Origin of the sequence: Microbacterium sp. NPDC064942 (genome assembly GCF_049545525.1) — a bacterium.
Classification (GTDB): domain Bacteria; phylum Actinomycetota; class Actinomycetes; order Actinomycetales; family Microbacteriaceae; genus Microbacterium; species Microbacterium gawkjiense.
In genome coordinates this window covers 111,460-129,168 of record NZ_JBMWDR010000002.1, presented here as the reverse complement: position 1 = coordinate 129,168, position 17,709 = coordinate 111,460, and the positions used below count along the sequence as shown (strand labels likewise).

Below are 17,709 nucleotides of genomic sequence, written 5' to 3'. Positions count from 1 at the left end.
ACCGGGAGCGGCCAGGATGGACGGATGACGACATTCGACGACCCCGTGCTGCAGGCGATGGCGATGCGGCGGTCGCTCGCGAAGGTCGGGCCGGGCGCGCCCACCGACGACGACCTGCGCGACCTGCTCGCCGCCGTCACCCCCGTCGCCGACCACAAGGCGCTGCGACCCTGGCGTCTCATCACCCTCCGCGGCGACGACCGCGCACGCCTGGGCGAGGCGCTCGACGCCGCCGCCGGAGTGGAACGCGAACCGGGTGACCGCAACGGCAAGCCCTTCCGCGCCGACCTCCTCATCGCCGTCGTCGCGAGCCCGAAGCCGCACCCCGCCGTCCCCGTCTGGGAGCAGCAGGCGACCGCCGCAGGCGCAGCGCACCTGCTCGAGCTCGCGCTCTGGCGCGCGGGGTGGGGCGTCATGTGGCGGACGGGGCTGCTCGTGAACTCCCCCGAGGTCCGCGCGCTGCACGGACTCGCGGACGACGAACTGCTCATGGGGTGGCTCTACGTCGGCAGCATCGACCCCGACCTGCGCGCCCGGATCGACGCAGCGCCGAGGAAACCGCTCGATCCCGAGCCGTTCCTCGGCGCTCTGCCGCGCTGACGTGCGGCGTCAGCCGCGACGCATCGTCGCGGCTGCGGGGCAGTCGAACGGGTCGCGCGCGGCCAGACCCACCCGGTTGAGGTAATCGATGACGATCGCGTACGACCGGCCGAGGCTCGTCTCGGTGTAGGGCACACCCAGCGTCGCGCAGTGCTCGCGAACGATCTCGCGCGCCTTCGACAGAGCGGGGCGGGGCATGTTCGGGAAGAGGTGGTGCTCGACCTGGTAGTTCAGACCGCCCATGAGCCACGTCGCCCACCAGCCGCCGCGGATGTTGCGCGACGTGCGCACCTGCTTGCTGAAGAAGTCGAGCTTGGCGTCGGGGGCGATCACCGGCATCCCCTTGTGGTTCGGGGCGAAGGACGCCCCCATGTAGACGCCGAACACGGCGAGCTGGACGCCGAGGAAGGCGAACGCCATGCCGAGCGGCAGCAGCAGGAACACCGGGACGATCACGACGGCCAGGCGGAGGGCGATCATGCCGATCTCGAGCCAGCGCCCCTTGACGTCCTTCTCGGTGAACAGGTACTTCAGTCCGAGGTAGTGGAGGTTCAGCCCCTCGAGCGTGAGCAGCGGGAAGAAGAGCCACCCCTGACGCTTCGTGATCGCGCGGCGCAGGCCGCGGGCCGATGCGGCATCCGTCTCGATGAACGAGATCGTGTCGATCTCGATGTCGGGGTCCTTGCCGACACGGTTCGGGTTGGCGTGGTGACGCGTGTGCTTGCCGGTCCACCAGGCGTAGCTGATGCCGACGACGCCCGCGGCGAGGATGCGGGCGAGACGGTCGTTGCCGGGGCCGGAGCTCAGGATCTGACGGTGCGCGGCCTCGTGGGCGAGGAACGCGACCTGCGTGAAGATGATGCCGAGCGCCCCCGCGATGAGCAGCTGGAACCAGCTGTCGCCGAGAAGGATGAAACCGGTGACGGCTCCGCCGAAGGCGAGAGCCAGCGCGGCGCCGACCATGAGGTAGAAGATCGGCGTGCGGCGCAGCAGCCCCGTCTCGCGGACGATGCGCGAGACGTCGGTGAACGCCTTCGCCATCGGAGGGAACTGCGCTGTTCCGGAATAGGTCTGACGGACGGGACCGAGACGTGACTCGGCGACGGATGAAGCGATGGGGGCACCTGCTCGGAATCGGGTGTCCGCTGCGGCGGAGAGGAAGCAACTGACGGATGCCGATCACTTGAGGGCCACGCTACGGGGAAGGGCATCGCGGTTGCGGCATGCATCGGCGATACCCACGCGACTGCCAGGGGGCGCCCAGGTCCAGCCGCTCAGCTCTCCCCCGAGCGCGCGGACGCGGTCTCGGGGAAGGTGCGCACCGGTACGATGACGACGTCGTGCATCTTCCAGTCCAGTCCACGGCACTCGGCCTGCGCCTGCTCGATCTCCGCGAGCCGCGGCATCCGCCCCTTCCGCGGCCGGACGAAGGCCTCGACGTGGAAGAACTGACCCTGATCGCGGGTGCGGGTGCGCATCTCGTCGATCCAGCGCAGCGACGACAGGTGGTCATGGATCCGGTCGATGTCGGGATGCGGCTTCGCGTCGTCGAAGGTGGTCGCCCGTGTGTCCATGAGGTCGGTGATCGCGCCCTTCGTGTTCTTCACGCCGTCCCAGAGGATGCTGCCCGAGATGAAGATCGCCGCCGCCGCATCCGCCCACCAGATCCCGAGACCGATGCCACCGACCCCGACGATCGAGCCGACCGCCGTCATCCAGTCCGCCTTGTTCATGTCGGCGTCGGCATAGAGCACCTTGTTGTGCAGCTGCCGCGCGAGCCGCATCTTGACCCGCCCGAACCAGATGGGGAGCGGGATCGTCGCCGCCATGACGGCCATCATGAACCAGCCGAGCCACACAGACTGGCCGAACACGTCGACCGAGCCGATGGGCGGGCGCTCGCCGCGGACGAGGGTCAGCGCGGAGTCGACCAGGAGGAACGATCCCATGGCGAACAACGCCACTCCGGCCACGAGGTGGGCGACCCCGACCGAGCGGAAGTAGCCGTAGGGGTAGCGCGGGTTCGCGGCGCGCGCCATGACCCGCACGGCGACGAGGAAGGCGAGGGGCGGCGCGAGCGAGAGCATGTCCTCGACCCACGCAGCGCGCATCGCCTGCGAACTGCCGGTCACGACGCCGACGACGGGGATCGCGACGGCGAGGAAGGCGATCGTCGCCCACTCCATGCGCACGGCGCCGCGCAGTGCGCGTCGACCGTCGTCGTCCAGGCCGTCCCGGAGCGCGTCGCGCCTCATCCGCGGGCCTCCTCGCGCAGGAACACCTCGAGCTCCATCAGGAATCCGTTCTCGCCCGCTCGCGTCAGCATGACGTGCTTCTCGACCTCGCCCGAGGGACTCGTCGTCTCGCGATACACATCCGTGACCGCCGCGTCATCCTTCCACGGCGTCGCGTCGGTGAGTCCGCCCACGACGACATCGAGGCTCCCGGCGTGGAGCGCGTCGACGAGGACCTCCTCGGTGCCCGCGCGCCACTCGACGGCGGCGTCGTGCCGCGCCGCGAACCGCTCGAGGAGCGCGACCTCGCTTCCGGACGCCCGGCCGTCGCCGGTCGAGGTCCACGGCGGGTTCTCGGTCACCCCCGCCCGCAGCACGCCGCTCTCCGTCACGCGATCCAGCGTGCCGTCGGTGTCGGCGGGTCGGACCCCGCAGCCCACGAGCCCCAGGGCGACGATGAAGGATGCGGCGACGGCCGCCTGCGCTCGACGTGACATCCGAACCTCCTCGGCGTCACCCTAGAGAGGCGCCCGAACCGCCCTCACCGGGGTTGACAGCCGCGCGGTCGACGGAACCGCGGCGGAAGGTCAGCCGACCGGCTGCTCGGCGATCGGCGACGACGACGAGCGCCCGTTGACGTCGAGGTAGAGCTGACGCTCGGTCACGGACACCGTGACGGCGTTGCGTCGCTCGAGAGCGGATGCCGCATCCTCGACGAAGTCCTTCTCGAAGCTGTAGAGCGGGATGTCGGCGCCGCGGTGGATGGTCTTGCCCGCCCACGCCTGGGCCAGGCGGTTCGGCTCGCGGTGCGTGTACACGGCCACGCGGCCGGCCGCCTTGCTGCCGGTGTGGAGTCGCGCGGCATCCGGAGCCCCCACCTCGATCCACGCCGTCAGGCGTCCCGTCGCGTCGCGGACGAGGACGGCCGGTTCATCCGTCGCGGCGATGCCCTCGCTGAACGCGATCCCCTCCTCGTATTCGAGGGAGTACGCGAGCACGCGCAGCAGGACGTTCGCCGCCGTCTCGGACGGGTGCCGCGCGAGGCGGAGCGAGAGTTCCTCGTAGACGCCGCGGTCGACGTCGGCGAGTTGCACGGTGAAGGTGTGCATCGTGGATCCGATGGCCATCCGTCGAGCCTAGGCCCGGGATGCCCCGTGACGCGGTCACGGGACATAATGGTCGCATCCCGACCGGCGATCCAGAGCGAGGAGCCACGCGCATGCCGTTCCACAGCCAGGAGATGCTCGAGCAGTGGCTCGAGGAGTTCGCCGCGCTGGGTTACTCGATCAGCGAGCGCGTGAAGGTCATTCCCCAGGACGGCGCCGACGGCCGCGACACGGGCCTCATCGCCCTCAACCTGCTCGACTCGATGACCCTGACCTATCTCCAGCCCGAGCCGCTGGGGTCCATCCACTGGGGCATCACGTTCGAGGCGCGCGAAACCGACCTGAAGATGGATGCCGGGCGCACCCTCGAGCTGTCCGCCGAGCTCGCCATGGTGTCGACCCTCTGCACGTTCCTGCAGACGAAGTCGCTCACAGAGGTCGAGGTCGAAGCCGGCTCGGTCGATCCCGAAGCGCTCGGTCTCTGATGGACGAGAGCCTGCAGTCCGAGCTCCGCGCGCTGCAGGCACGGGCCTACGGCCCGGGCGACGGCCTGGCCGGCGACGACGCCGCGCGCCGGCGGCTGGAAGAGCTCGAAGGCCGTGCGCGGCGGGAGCGGGATCACCCGCCCGTCGTCGACCAAGTGCCCGCATCCGTTCGTGCTTCGACGCCGCACCCCGAGGTTCCCCCGCTGCCGCCGGTCTCCCCCGCGGACGCCGCACGCGCCTTCGCGGCGCCCCCGCGCAAGGCAGAGCGCGCAGCCGACGAACGTGGGCGTCGACGCCTGAGGGGTCTCGCCTGGGTCGGGTCGCTCGCGATGGCGGCGACCCTGGCGGTCGGAGTGACGGCGGCCGTGACGAGCCGTCCGGTGTGGACGGCGGCATCCGTCGCGCCCGGGACCGACATCCGGCACGTCGCGACCCTGACGGAGGATCAGGACCGCGGATGGCCGGACGGATACCTCGGCGGCACCGCCGACGGCGTCGTGTTCGAGCCGATCGGCGAGATCACCCCCGTCGTCGGATCCATGCCGACCGGTACGGGTGTGACCCGGTGCATGCAGTTGCTCCCACCACAGGCGTGGGAGCCCTCGGGCGAAGAGGGCAGCGTGTGGGGCGGATACGGCGGATGCAGCGTCGAGCCGTTCTCCGTCACCGCCACCTTCGTCGTCGGGCCCGAGGCGCCGTCGGCGCTGCGGGAGAGGTTCGCCGAGGGGACGCGCCTGCAGTTCGTGGCCGGCGACGGTGTCATCGAGGTGTTCTCCGCGGACGCGCCGACCGCCGAGGCGACGAACTGACCGCCTCGGCCGTCCGACGTCGTCAGGCCGCCTGGTAGGTGAGGCAGTCGGCGGACTCGGCTGCGGGTCCGACGCGGACAGCAGATGCCGTGCACTCGAGCGACGAGTTGAAGACGCACTCCGAGCGCTGACAGGCGCCGACGTGGCTGACGACCTTGTCGAGTCCACCCTTCGTGCCGAGCGGGATGAAGGTCGCGCACTCGGCATCACCGGGGGCGCCGCCGATCGTCACCGCCGCGGCGTGGCAGTGCGAGTGGTCGTTGTAGGAGCAGCCGAGGGCGTTGCACTCGGACACGCGGGGCAGGTCGTCGAGGGTCATGCTCATGGAAGCCTCCAGGGTCGTGGTGGTTCGAGGGTATTCCGCGACCCCCGGAGGTTGGACAGCCTTAGTCGCGAGAAATCTGCCCGATCAGTCGCCCTTTCGAAGTTAGGTGAGCCTCGCCTCTCGGGGTCGTGACTCAAGGTCCGCCGAGGCGTGCCAAAGGCTGTCGACTTCCACATCCGGCACCGCCGAGGAGCGCGGAAATGGTAGATTCCCTGCATTCCGCAGCGCGCGGAAAGCCCGGATCGGACGCGAAACCCGACGCGGGCGACGGGGAACATCGGCGCGAGGTGGTCGGCGCGAGAAAGCGGCGTGCTCGTCCCGACGGAGGGAGAAGGGTACGCATGGCTCTCGCTGCGTTGTCCGCCGACCTTCCGCCCGCCCTCCCGCTGTGGCCTCAGCTCGCGCTCAGCCACGTCGAGAGGGCCCTCTCGGAGCCGGACCGACCGCTGCGCCTCGTCGTCATCGGTCCTGCGGGGTCCGACAAGTCGCCGCTGCTCGCGCAGATCGCCGATCGCCTCCCCACCCTCCCCCCCACGCGGATCATCGACGACGGCCATCTCCTCGCCGACGACGAGCTGCACGCGCTGACCGCCTCGCTCGACGACCCGCGTACCGGGCTCATCCTCGCCTGTCGGCCGTCGCCGTGGCCGCCGACCCTGACGGCGCTGATCCGACGGATCGAGCAGTCGCACCCCGCCCTCGCCCTCGGTCAGGTGGACACCGAGGACGTCCTCCGCGCGCTGTCCGCAGCCGGACGCTCGATCGACACCGGCTGCGTCGGCGCGATCGTGCAGATGGCGGCATCCGTCACCTGGCTCGTGAAGGAGGCCCTCTCCGCGCACGGCGACGGCTTCTGCCACGACCACTCCCACGAACGGGTCGCCCGCGCCGTCGGCGAAGTCATCGCCCTGCGGCTGGACACCCTCGACCCCGAGACAGCGCGCATCGTGCGTCTGGCCAGCCTCGCAGGCGACGACCTACCCCCCGCCATCGACGGGGCGGCCACGGAGTCGCTCGCCCGCGGCCACGCCGAGGGACTGTTGCTGCGCGGCGGGCGCCCCGTGCCGATCGTCCGGACGACCGTCGCCCGGATGACCCCCGTCGCCGAGCTCATCGACCTGCTCGACACCGCGCCGCTCTCGCCCCTCGACCCAGAGATCGCCACCTCTCTCGGTGGTCATCTGGACCCGCGATTGGCTCTCGCCCTCCGCAGCCAGGCCGACGAGACGGCCGGCTATGATCCGCTGCGCGCCACGGAGCTCTACGACGCCGCGCTCGCGGCCGGCGACGACGCGCCGCTCATCGCGATCCGCAAGGCTCGGATGGCCTGGCATCGCGGGGATGTCGACGAGGCCGCATCCCTCGTCGACGCCATCGTCCGGGAGGCCACCGGGGACGAGGGCGACGAGGCCCTGCGCATCCTCGGCTCGGCGTGGAGCGCCCGCGGCCTGCTCCGCGCCAGCGCCGCGACCTACCACGCCCAACCGACCACGGACTTCGTCCTGCGTGCGCAGGGTGCGCTCTCGGCCTTCGGCACCGGCGACGCGGGCCCGATGCACGACACGCTCGGCATCGTCGACAGCGGAGTGAGCGGCATCCCGACCACCCTCCACGTCGCCTACGTGAAGCTGCTGCGGGGGCTCGCGGCATCCCTCGCCGCCGCGACGGGCACCGCCTTCAACGAGCTCATCCGGGCCAGCGCGACGTACGGCGATTCGAACGAGCACGGGCCTGTGCCCGAGCTGCCCGCCGTCATCGCGGCGATCGGCGCGATCAACATCGGCGAGCTCGATACGGCCGGCAACCTCCTCGCCGATGCGCTGATGGAGGAGCACGGCGGCCCCTGGGCCCGCTCGCGATTGCTTCTGTGGGCCGCGTGGGTCGCGGTGCACCGGCAGCATCCGGAGGAATCCGCGGCGCGACTCGCCGACGTCGACGCCTCGGCCCTGCCGTTGAGCAGCCGCGAAGTGCTGGTCCGCGACTCGGTCATGCTCGCGCACGTGCGGCGCTACGGGTCGCTCGACGAACTGCGTGCGCTGTGGGAGCGGGTGCGGGACGACGTCCGCCATGTCGAACCAGACCTCTACCTGCTGCACCCGCTGCGCGAGTTCATCGAGACCGCCCCGCTGTTCGACGACTCGGAGCGTGTCCTGCCCGCGATCGAGGCGCTGACGGACATCCTGCGCGGTCTCGGCGACCCGTCGATGTGGTCGACGCCGTTTCACTGGTCGACCTACCATCGGGCGCTGCTCGCACGGGATGCGCATGGACAGGCGCACGCGGCGCGCGCGCTGTCAGCCGCGGCACGCGGCTCCCGTCTCGCCGCCACCCTGTCGGTGGCGGTCGGCGAGTGGTCGCGCAGCCGCGTCGACGACGGCGACATCGATCGCATCGAGCAGATCGCCTCGCGCCTGGCCGAGGTGGGGCTCGCCTGGGAGGGCGCACGGTTGGCGATCTCGCTCTCCGAGCGTTCCCGCGATCGCCGCGCCGGCACGCGCCTCGCCACCTTCGCCCGCGCTCTGCACCCGAACGCCGGACCGGGGGTCTCGGGCAACGACGTGGCCCTCGGCGACAGCGGGCTGTTGAGCGCCCGGGAGCGCGAGGTCGCCGGCCTGGTGCTCAGCGGCATGACGTATGCCGAGATCGGCGAGGCGATCTTCATCTCACCTCGGACGGCCGAGCACCACATCGCGCGCATCCGCCGCCGGCTGGGCGCGACCTCGCGCACCGACCTCATCGCGAAGCTGCAGGCGATCGTCGGCACCGACGACGGCGCGACCGACGCGGGCGGCAGCCGCTGACGAGGACCGCTCGAGAAGGGCGGACCCCCTCCGGCCAGTTCAGTGGGGACTGCGGCGGGAGAGGGTCCGCGAAACCATCCAGGTCGCCGGAGACGCGCAAGTTTGGGGACAGTACGCGTCGAGACCGCTTGGGGAACGGTTCGGCAACCGATGGGGGATGGCTCTCACATGCTAAAGGAAAGCGCACCGCCGGAACAGGCATGACGCCGGATCTTGAGGTGAACGACGAGGATCAGGCGGCCGGACAACCGATCCCACCCGAGCGGACGTCGACGGGAGCGAGGAGCGGCGTGTGCAGAAGCCGTGGCTCCGCACCGTCCGTCTTCACGTCGGGACCGGCCACGAATCGGAAGGTCAGCACGTCGGATCCTCCCGGCGACAGCTCGACGCGATGGGTGACCGAGAGACGACCGTCGTCCTGCGCATCGACGGATGCGACGGGCGCGCCGTCGAGCGTCACGCCGCCGGCGAACCAGCCGCGCGGCGTCACGACCGTCACCGTGGGCGCGATGTTTCCCGCCTTCACGCCGTAGGCCCCGCCGCCGGTGACACTGAGGGGCAGCGACGACACATCCGCCGCCGCCAGGGTGTTCCCCAGGTCGACCACCACCTCGACCTCCCGCAGGCCGTCGGCGCGACAGACACCCGAGCGGGTCTCCAGCCCGACGGTCAGGTAGGGCGTGAGCTTGCCTCCGGTGGCATCGTTGAAGTACACGGCGAACGCATCCGGACCGGCCGCGTCGAGGCGGGCGAGCGGACCGGCGAACGCCGTGCCGGCGAGAACCGCCTGCTGCTCCGCGTCGCGGCTCCAGATCGAGATGCGCCCCTCCTCGACGACGCCGGCGAGCGCGGTGACCAGCGTCAGCGGGCGTGCGCGCTCGGTCACCGCCGCGAAGACGGCCCCCGCGGCATCCGCGAAGTACCGGCTCTGCGCGTCCTGATCGAGGGTGCGGTACGGCTCGACGAGCAGCCGGTCGATCGCGTTCGACTGATCGAGCGCACCCGATCGCGTCTCGACGGGGCCGACCGCCTTCAGGATCGCTGCGAGGACGACGGGGTCCATCGACACCACGACATCCGGGGCCGACCCGCCCGATCTCTGCCACCACGCGGCGGCGAGGTTCGCCGTGACACGGAAGTCCGCGGTCATCGACGTGTTCTGCACGTACCGACCGATGCCGTCCCCGAGCGCTCGGACCTCGGCGGCAGGCACGGCGGCGAGCGGCTTGTCGGACGGCGAGAAGTCCGACGAGTCGCGCTGGGCTTCGAGCGAGAGCATGCCGTCCCTCGCCCGGAGTTCGAGGAACGTCCCGGTGATGCCGCCGCCGATACGCAGTTCGGCGGTGTTCTGGAGGACGATGAGGATGCGACGGTCGCCGTCGGCCCCGAGCATCGCCGGGACCAGCTCGGCAGCCTGCGCGGCTCCGTCCATCGCCGTCCGGAGATCGTCGACGGCATCGGTCACGCGCTCGACGCCGTCGGCGAGCCGGGGGATCAGGGCGGTACGGTCGATGCCCGCCAGATCGCGCGCGATGTCGTCCTGCGTGGCGGCCGCCCGACTCAGCGCCGGGGCGGCCTCGCGCAGGGCGTGGACCGCGGCGGGGGCGTCGGCATCCGTCAGCCGCCGCGCCGTCTCGAACATCGTCGGCGCGACCTCCTCGCCCATTCGGACGATCGCGGTCGCCGCGCGACGCGCCGCCGAGAGATTCGCCCCCACCCCCGGGATCGCTTCGGCGGCGGACCAGACCGGATCGTCGGGGATCGCCGGCGCGATCTCGGCGACGAGTCGGGATGCCGCGCGTTCAGCTCCGTCGATGTCGCCCTCGGCGACGGCCGTCGTGGCGACGGCGGCATCCTCCGTCGCAGCGGTCAGGGCCTGCTGCAGGTCCCAGGCGGATCGCCCGACATGGACGACGGCGACCACGGCGCCGAGGAGGAGGAGAGCGCCGGCGACCCAGAGGAGTCGACGGCGCCTCGTCACGACTCGACCCGGCGGCGGCGAGCGATCAGGAAGAGCCCTCCGGCGACGGCGGCGGCGCCACCGACGGCGGCCGCGATGGGCCACTGCCCGCCCGTGAATGCCAGGGTTCCGGGAGTGCCGCTCGAGGCGACCCCCGTCGGCGTGGCGCACGTGTCGGAGTAGCCCGGGTAGGCCAGCGGCACGGCGATGCTCTCGTCGCCGACGCGCAGCTGGGCGGTCACGGCCCCCGTGGTCCACGCGGCTGCGTCGTCGCGCGGGGTCCACTGATCGCCGGAGCGCACCCAGCCGGGAAGGGCCTCGACGGTGCCGTCGCCGTCGACCTCGACGCCCGGCCAGAGCACGGTGCCGTGCCCTTCACCGGCGTCGTCCACCGTGAGCGGCACCGAGAGCTGGTGACCGTCCCCGAAGATGACGAGCTCGGCGGACGGCGCCGACGCGGTACGTGCAGCCGCCGATGCATCCACACGGACGATCGAGTAGTCGATCGCCGGTGCCTGGTGGACGCACAGCGACTGCACGACCGACCCGTTCAGTCCCGACTCGTCGGGAGTGTTCGGGACGTACGACCCGTCGGCCGCGAATGCCGGTGCCGAGCCGGCACCGACGATGACGGCGCCCACGATCGCGGCACGCCAAAGTTCCCCCCACATGTCTGCCTCCCCAAAGGCGACGAGGCGGCGCCTCGGATGGGCGCTCGCTCGTTCTTCAGCCGCCACGTTACCGCCGGTGCCGCCGGCGGACCTCCCGTGTTCTGCCCCGCAACCCCCTAATCCTCCTCCCTACTTGTCCCCCATCTGGGGGACAGGAGATTAGGTTCGTCCCCCTATTGGTGGACACCGTCGTCACCTGTAGCGTCTCCGATATCGCCGCCGCAGAGGCTTTGGGGAGTCGACACGGCACATGGCGGCAGCAGATGGAGTGGGGGCGAGCTTGGGGGCCGTACCCATATCTGCCTGGGCTCTTCGTACGTCTTCGTTCGCGCATCGAACTCGTGCGAAGAGCCCTTACTCCGCACACCGTATGGGGCGGTGGGCGGGGTTTTCTGGGGGAAGAGAAAGAGGGTGCGCCGAGGGGTCGGTGCATCGAGCGGTGTCGCTGGGGGGCGGCGCCGCACACGGGGAATCGCGGATCGGATCCGCACATCGGGGGACGCGAGCCACACTTGCGTCGATGTTTTTCGGGGGATGGAACGTTCATGGGGACAGAACGGAACAGGGGTGCGCGTCTGCGTGACGCGCTCGTCGATCCGACGAGACCATCGGTGCGCGAGGCACTCCGGGGCCCGCGTGATCGCCGCCGGAGCCGTGGCCGCACCACGGTCTCCGGCGGCATCACCCCGACCGCGAGGGCGGTCCGCTGATGCACATGCGCCTTGTTGCGCCCGCGCCGCACTCCGCAGCTGTCGCTGAGCGCCGCACCCCGTCGCCGGCATCGCCCGTCGCCCCGTACCCTGCTGAGGGCCTGCGCGAGCGCTCGACGCCCGGCGGTCTGACGCCCGGCGCCCTCCTGGAGCATGCCGACGCGGCACACTGGCGCGTCGCCGTCGTCGGCGGCTCACCCGCCCAGCGCGAGGAGCTTCACCGGCGCATGGTCGCCGACCGACCCGGCGTGGCCCTCATCGGCCACTGGACGCCGGTGCACACCGCGATCCGATCGCGGGAGACCTCCCTCGACATCGCCGAACAGATCCGGCACGCCGAGGCCGACCTCGTGGTCGTCTGCCTGCAGACGCACCGGCAGACGGACTGGATCGGCACCTACGGCCAACTGACGGGCGCACGCGCCCTGATCGCTGTGGACGCACTCGGCGATCTTCTGACCGATCGAGTCCCGCGCATCCTTGCCGACGGCGCGCGCGGACGACTCGACAAGATGTGGCGGCTCGCGCTCGAGCCGAAGCGATGGGCGAAGCGGTACCTCGTCGAGGGACCCCCGGCCTCCCAGGCCGTCCGCCGATCCTCGGCTCCTCATGACGCGTGAACCGTCACCCGCACGCGGGCACGGCCGGACCTCCCCCCCGTCCGTCCGTGCCCGCCTGGTGGATCAGCCGGCGCGGCCCGAGCGCCGGCTCTTCCACGACCGCTCTGCCGCCTGGGCGCGCCACGGACCGTCAGCCCGCGACGCACCGCGGCGCCCGGCGCTGAGCGGGATGCCCCAGCTCAGCGACCGCAGCGCGCAACGCCTCGCTCAGCGACCCGAGCGCGTCACCGTCTGCGCGTTCGCGAGCGCGGGTGCGCCCGGGTCGTGCAGGATCGCCACGATCTGATCCTGTTGCGCGGCCGTGAGCGTGCGCGAGACGGGCAGGGCGAGCGTGCGATCGGCGAACCGCTCCGACCCGGGAAGCCCGTCGGGAGGTGTCAGCGCACGGTACGGCGCGTAGCGGTGGATCGCCGAGCCGCCCCGTCGCACGGCGATGCCGGCGGCGGCGAGCGCGGCGAGCAGTCCGTCGCGGTCGACCGGATACGCGTCCTCGACCTCGACCCAGAACGATCCGACGTTGCCCGTTCCCCACGCGGGGTCCGCCGCGAGACGTAGCCCCCGCACGCCCCGGAGGCCGTCGCGGTACCGGTCGGCGATCTGCCGACGGCGGCGCACGATCTCGGGCAGGCGACCGAGCTGGACGATCCCCACGGCGGCCTGCAGGTCGGTCAGGCGCGAGTCCCCACCCACCTCCCGGTACTCCTCCGCGGGCGGCACCGAGCCGGGACGCGGATCGGCGGACGGGGTGATCATGCCGTGCTCGCGCAGCCGCCGCGCCCGCGCCGCCCAGGCAGCGTGCGTCGTGGTGAGCATGCCGCCGTCACCCGTCGTCAGGATCGCGCGGCCGTCGAACGACCAGGTGGCGATCTCGGCCGCGGCACCGACGGGGCGGCCGCGACAGGTCGAGCCCACACCGCCGGCGGTGTCCTCGATGACGACGATCCCGAGCGGGTCCGTGACGTCGCGGATGCGCTGCAGGTCGACGGGAGAGCCCCCGTGGTCCGCGACGATGACCGCGGTCGTCGTCGGGGTGAGGGCACGCTCGACCGTGGCAGCGGTCGCGGTCCCGGTGACCGGATCGACGTCGGCGAACACCGGTGTCGCCCCCACCGAGCGCACGGCGTTCGCGGTGGCGATGAATGCCAACGACGGGACGACGACGTCCTCGCCGGGCCGCACCCCTGCGACGAGCAGGGCGAGATGCAGGGCGTCGGTGCCGTTGGCGGTCGCAACGGCGTAGTTCGCGTCGGCGAGACCGGCGAAGTCCTGCTCGAAGCGCGCCACCCGCGGGCCCTGCCCCACCCAGCCGCTCGCGATGACCTCGGCGACCGCGTTCAGCTCGGCCTGGCCCAGCCAGGGGGCCTCGACGCCGATCTCCCACTCAGCCATGGTGGGCCCGCCCGTGGCGGCGCGACCGGCTCATGCCGCCACCACGGCAGAGGAGCGGGCGTGCGGGATAGGATGCGGCGCGCCGAAGGCCGCCAGGCTGCCCGCGGCGGCGTCGAGGATCGACAGCACCCGGAGCCCGGACGCGCCACTCGTGCGCGAGGCGCGCTTCTCACGGATCGCGGCGGCGAACTCGCTCACGACGAGCGTGAGCGCCTCCCGCTCCTCGAGCGCCGGCGCGCGGGTCGCGCCCGCCCGGTACGGGATGCTGACCTCCCGTCGCTCCTTCGCGGTCGCGCGCGAGATCGATGCGACGTCCGCGCCGCGGTCGTACATGGTGAGCCGCTGCTGCGTGTTCAGGTCGTCCCACACCAGGGTGTGGCGGGTGCCCCCGATCACCATGCGGCGCGTACGGGTCGGGCTCAGCCAGTTGACGTGCACGTGCGCCATCGCCCCGCCCGCGAGCGGCATCGCGAGGTGGCCGATGCACGACTTGCCGGTGTTCAGCGGATCGGATCCGTGCGCCGACACCGAGGTCGCCCGCAGGCCACCCGGCAGCACGAAGTCCATGATCGACAGGTCGTGCGGAGCGAGGTCGCGGAAGACGTCCACGTCGGGCTGCACGAGACCGAAGTTGATGCGCACGCTGTCGATGAACAGGATGTCGCCGAGCTCGCCGCTCGCGATCAGCTCACGCATCTTCATCACCGCGGGCGTATAGCAGGACGTGTGGTCGGCCATCAGCACGAGGCCGCGTTCGGATGCCCGCCCGACCATCTCCTCGCCGCGCTGCTGGGTGTCGGCGAGCGGCTTCTCGACCAGTACGTGCTTGCCGGCCTCGAGCGCTGCCATCGCGATCTCGTGATGGGTCGATGCGGGCGTCGCGATGGCGATGGCGTCGATCTGAGGGTCGGCCAGCACGGAATCGAGCTCGGGGACGACCCGGGCACCCCCCACGGCGTCCGCGGCGCGGCGCGCGCGGTCGATGTCGAGGTCGCAGATGGCGGCGAGACTCCACTCACGGCTGGCACGCAGCGTGCGCGCCAGGGTCGGCCCCCAATATCCCGCGCCGACCACGGCGACATTCAGTCGTCTCTTCACTTCGTCCCCCGGATTCCCCCCACGGATCACGCTCCCCACGAGCGCCCCCCGACGGCTGCTGCCGTCCACCGGTGGGGGCGATCGCCGCCGCACCGGTGTCGTCTCGCGGCGACCCTTCGAGGGCCGTCCGCGATGTCATGTGCCCGCACTGCGGTCGCCGAGCGAGCGCAGAGCTGCGGAAGTGTTTCGGAGCGCTCCGTCAGTCGGATGGCGACGCGCGGCGCTCGCAGGACCGGGGCGGCGTACGGCGTCCGGACGGCCGTGGCGCGGCGCGGTCGCGCGGTGGTCGCACGCGCGTCGATGCGCGTCGGACCCGTCCGGTGTACGCAGAGTGTCCCCGCAGTCCCCATGCTCTCCCCCGCAACGCCCACACCCCGAGCAAGAGGTGCGGACGGTAGACCGGCGCCGTCGACGATCCCACTCGTCGCCGTTGTGCTCGCCTCCCCAGGCGGGCACGACCGGTGTCCCCGCGGCTATGAAACCAGACGGGGGCGGCGGGCACAAGGCGACCCGCTCTGTGAATCCCGTGGGTGTTCAGCCCCACCCGCCGAGGTACGCGGCGACATCGGGCTCGCCGACCAGCGCGCGCACTGCGTCCGCGGTCTCCGTCGTGCGGGGGAACAGGTCGTGCCGCTCCCAGCGCGCCTCGCGCGCCGCGGCCCGGAGGGAACGGATGCGGAGGAGCACCGCGCCGTCCTCACCGGTGAGGCTCGCGACGCCGAGGCCCTCCTGGACGACCCGCTCCACGACCGCGTGAAGGCCCGCGGCCGCGCGGACCGGTCGCACGATCTCGAGGTGCAGCCGCACCCGATCGAGCACGCCGCGCCCTGCCGCCAGGTCCGCGGCGTCGACGGCGGCGGATCCGGGCACCGCCGCCACGACGGAGTCGACGCTCACGAACGCGGCGGCTTCCGAGGCGCCCTCCGGCGCGGTCACGGCGATGTCGACCCGCATAGTCGGCAGCCCGCGGGGTCGCGAGCCCGGCACCGGGATCAGCTCCGACAGCAGCATCGCCTCGGCGTTCCGGTCCGCCTGGCCCGTCCCCTCGCGCGCACCCGCATCCGGACCGTCGTGCCACGCCACCGCGGACGGCACGTGCGCGAGCACCGCTCCGCGCAGCCACGCGCGGTATGTCCACTCCCAGTCCTCCCCGCCGTAGGCCCGGAATGACTCGTCGAAACCGCCGGCGGCCGCGAACATCGTCCGCGAGCACGCGAGCACGGCGCCGATCGTATGCCGGTAGCTGCGGTCGTCGGCGTCGAGCAGATCGCGCGACCACCGGTAGGCGTCGGCGAGCCATGCGGGCTCGGGGAGCTCCCGCCCCGCGACGACCCCGCGCACGTCGGCGACGGCGGGAGCGTCCGCGAGGTCGGCGTGGCGCCGTCGCCCGACCGCGACGACGTCCGGGGCGAGCCCGGGCATCCGCGTCAGTTCACGGATGAAGCCGGGCTCGGGGACCGTGTCGGCGTCGAGGAAGACGAGCACCTCCCCCGTCGCGTGCGCCGCGCCGAGGTTCCGCACCGCGGCGAGGCGGAATCCCTCGTCGGCCTGCCGGACGAGCCGGACGCCCGCCGGCACCCGCGGCGGCGTGGCCGAGCCGTCGTCCGCGACGATCACCTCGAGGCGGTCGCGGGGGTGGTCCTGGCCGGCGAGGGCTGCGAGGCACCGCGCCAGCTGCCCGGGCTGCTCGTAGTGCGCGACGACGACCGAGACGGTGGGTGTCGCCTCCCGTCCGTCCAGCAGGTCCCAGCGGTTGCCCGGCAGGGCGATGCCCTCCGGCATCAGGCCGCCCACCAGGCGAGGTACGACGCGGCGACGTCGTCGAGCGTCGGCGCGAGCGAGGCACCGGGAGCCAGCCGCGTCGACGTCGGATCGAGCCAGGCGTCCACGAGGCGGGCGGCGAGCTCGTCGGGGGCGTAGCGGGCGAGCGTGCCGGGGCGGAGCGCATCCATCTCCGCGGCGTAGCGCGAATCGACGACCAGCGGGCGGCGGCCCGCCTCGACCCAGTCCAGCATCGACCGCGAGGCCGACACGTGCTCGTGCGCCGCGAGGGGGATGCCGGTGGCGAGCAGCTCTGCGGCGAAGGCGTCGTCGCCGAGGAATCCGGTGACCTCGAACGCGACGCCGAGCTCGGCGGCATCCGCCCGCAACCGGACGACGTCCTCCTCGTGGCCGCGCGACGGCGCGCCGATCGCGCGCACCGCGACGTCGCCGACCTCCTCGCCCCGGCGGCGGAGCTCGTCGGCGGCCCGGGCCGCCGCGACCACGGCGGGACGGTGGCCCTTTCCGGGGTAGACGAAGCCGGCGATGAGGACGCGCAGGTCGCGCGTCGCCTCGCCGGGGTGCGACGGCGGGATGCCGGTGCGCGCCCCGAGCGCGATCGCCTCGGCACGGGCGGCGCCGGGCAGGAACTCGTCCATGAGCAGTTGCTCGTGACGACTGTTGACGGCGACCCGGGCGGACGCGGCGACCATCCGCGCGTAGGCGGCGCGGCGGCGCTCGAACATCGTGCCGTCGGAGGGCTGCGGCACGTCGTGGAGCGTGAGGGTCAGCCGCATCCGCTCGGCCCAGCGTTCGACGACGTCGGCCGCGTCCTCGGGTGTCCTGCCGAAGAGGCGGTCGGTGGCGTGGAGGTGCACGCGCGCACCCGCGTCGAGCCCGGCGAGCGCCCGGTCGCCGGCGGCGACGTCCGCGACGCGCACCGTCCGCGCGCCGGGACGGAGGGCCCCGACGGCGCGGGCGACATCGTCGCCGTACCGCGTGACACCGTGCCCCTCCGGACCGAGGACGAGCAGGAGGGGAGGCGCGGAGATCACCCGGCATGGTTATCCGCCCGGGGGAGCGAGGTCAAGCCCCCTCGATCCGACGCCTGATGCGCCTACGGTCGGGGCGTTCCCGCGC

General features: G+C 72.4%; 16 protein-coding genes. 5 read left to right on the top strand and 11 right to left on the bottom strand.

From position 1 onward, the window contains the following. Positions 1-24 precede the first annotated feature (24 nt). The gene (locus tag ACPEH2_RS04980; RefSeq protein ID WP_359920933.1) at positions 25-600 is read left to right on the top strand and encodes a nitroreductase family protein; all 576 of its coding nucleotides are present in this window, start codon (positions 25-27) and stop codon (positions 598-600) included. A 9-nt stretch (positions 601-609) separates the two neighbouring features. On the opposite strand, the gene ACPEH2_RS04975 is transcribed toward ACPEH2_RS04980, so the two are convergent. From ACPEH2_RS04975 to ACPEH2_RS04960, 4 genes are all read right to left on the bottom strand, one after another. Next, the gene (locus ACPEH2_RS04975; protein ID WP_366213959.1) at positions 610-1,716 is read right to left on the bottom strand and encodes a fatty acid desaturase family protein; all 1,107 of its coding nucleotides are present in this window, start codon (positions 1,714-1,716) and stop codon (positions 610-612) included. A gap of 158 nt (positions 1,717-1,874) precedes the next feature. Beyond that, positions 1,875-2,855 carry a cation transporter gene (locus tag ACPEH2_RS04970; protein WP_423718341.1) on the bottom strand — a complete coding sequence of 327 codons (981 nt, stop codon included), beginning with the start codon at positions 2,853-2,855 and terminating at the stop codon, positions 1,875-1,877. Then, the gene (locus tag ACPEH2_RS04965; RefSeq protein WP_423718340.1) at positions 2,852-3,331 is read right to left on the bottom strand and encodes a transporter substrate-binding domain-containing protein; all 480 of its coding nucleotides are present in this window, start codon (positions 3,329-3,331) and stop codon (positions 2,852-2,854) included. The genes ACPEH2_RS04970 and ACPEH2_RS04965 overlap by 4 nt, the downstream gene beginning before the upstream one ends. A 90-nt stretch (positions 3,332-3,421) precedes the next feature. After that, entirely contained in the window at positions 3,422-3,961 is a 540-nt protein-coding gene (locus tag ACPEH2_RS04960) for a YaeQ family protein (protein WP_253034561.1), read from the bottom strand. A 92-nt stretch (positions 3,962-4,053) separates the two neighbouring features. Here ACPEH2_RS04960 and ACPEH2_RS04955 point away from each other — a divergent pair, with 92 nt between their 5' ends. Continuing rightward, on the top strand, positions 4,054-4,425 hold the full coding sequence (locus ACPEH2_RS04955) for a hypothetical protein (protein WP_253034560.1): 372 nt from the start codon (positions 4,054-4,056) through the stop codon (positions 4,423-4,425). Next, complete coding sequence (locus ACPEH2_RS04950) at positions 4,425-5,234, top strand: hypothetical protein (protein ID WP_423718339.1); 810 nt, start codon at positions 4,425-4,427, stop codon at positions 5,232-5,234. Before ACPEH2_RS04955 ends, ACPEH2_RS04950 begins: the two co-directional genes overlap by 1 nt. A 22-nt stretch (positions 5,235-5,256) precedes the next feature. Here the strand turns inward: ACPEH2_RS04950 and ACPEH2_RS04945 are convergent, their stop codons facing one another. Beyond that, on the bottom strand, positions 5,257-5,559 hold the full coding sequence (locus ACPEH2_RS04945; protein ID WP_423718338.1) for a DUF1540 domain-containing protein: 303 nt from the start codon (positions 5,557-5,559) through the stop codon (positions 5,257-5,259). A gap of 341 nt (positions 5,560-5,900) precedes the next feature. On the opposite strand from ACPEH2_RS04945, the gene ACPEH2_RS04940 reads away from it, so the two are divergent. Further along, the gene (locus ACPEH2_RS04940) at positions 5,901-8,360 is read left to right on the top strand and encodes a helix-turn-helix transcriptional regulator (RefSeq protein ID WP_423718337.1); all 2,460 of its coding nucleotides are present in this window, start codon (positions 5,901-5,903) and stop codon (positions 8,358-8,360) included. A gap of 232 nt (positions 8,361-8,592) precedes the next feature. Here ACPEH2_RS04940 and ACPEH2_RS04935 read toward each other — a convergent pair whose 3' ends face one another. Together ACPEH2_RS04935 and ACPEH2_RS04930 are read right to left on the bottom strand one after the other, a co-directional pair. After that, on the bottom strand, positions 8,593-10,341 hold the full coding sequence (locus tag ACPEH2_RS04935) for a DUF4012 domain-containing protein (RefSeq protein ID WP_423718335.1): 1,749 nt from the start codon (positions 10,339-10,341) through the stop codon (positions 8,593-8,595). Beyond that, the gene (locus ACPEH2_RS04930) at positions 10,338-10,991 is read right to left on the bottom strand and encodes an LPXTG cell wall anchor domain-containing protein (protein WP_311285181.1); all 654 of its coding nucleotides are present in this window, start codon (positions 10,989-10,991) and stop codon (positions 10,338-10,340) included. The genes ACPEH2_RS04935 and ACPEH2_RS04930 overlap by 4 nt, the downstream gene beginning before the upstream one ends. Positions 10,992-11,706: 715 nt before the next feature. Here ACPEH2_RS04930 and ACPEH2_RS04925 point away from each other — a divergent pair. Then, positions 11,707-12,321, top strand: a complete 615-nt coding sequence (locus ACPEH2_RS04925; RefSeq protein ID WP_311285180.1) for a WecB/TagA/CpsF family glycosyltransferase — start codon at positions 11,707-11,709, stop codon at positions 12,319-12,321. Positions 12,322-12,528: 207 nt separating this feature from the next. On the opposite strand, the gene ACPEH2_RS04920 is transcribed toward ACPEH2_RS04925, so the two are convergent. The 4 genes from ACPEH2_RS04920 to ACPEH2_RS04905 all read right to left on the bottom strand — a co-directional run bounded on the left by ACPEH2_RS04920 (position 12,529) and on the right by ACPEH2_RS04905 (position 17,624). After that, complete coding sequence (locus tag ACPEH2_RS04920; protein ID WP_423718334.1) at positions 12,529-13,710, bottom strand: DegT/DnrJ/EryC1/StrS family aminotransferase; 1,182 nt, start codon at positions 13,708-13,710, stop codon at positions 12,529-12,531. Positions 13,711-13,740: 30 nt separating this feature from the next. Then, on the bottom strand, positions 13,741-14,808 hold the full coding sequence (locus tag ACPEH2_RS04915) for a Gfo/Idh/MocA family protein (protein ID WP_423718333.1): 1,068 nt from the start codon (positions 14,806-14,808) through the stop codon (positions 13,741-13,743). Positions 14,809-15,342: 534 nt separating this feature from the next. Then, positions 15,343-16,590: a glycosyltransferase family 2 protein gene (locus ACPEH2_RS04910; RefSeq protein ID WP_423718332.1), complete on the bottom strand. Its 1,248-nt coding sequence runs from the start codon at positions 16,588-16,590 to the stop codon at positions 15,343-15,345. Then, entirely contained in the window at positions 16,590-17,624 is a 1,035-nt protein-coding gene (locus ACPEH2_RS04905; protein WP_423718331.1) for a hypothetical protein, read from the bottom strand. The genes ACPEH2_RS04910 and ACPEH2_RS04905 overlap by 1 nt, the downstream gene beginning before the upstream one ends. Between the last annotated feature and the right edge of the window lie 85 nt (positions 17,625-17,709).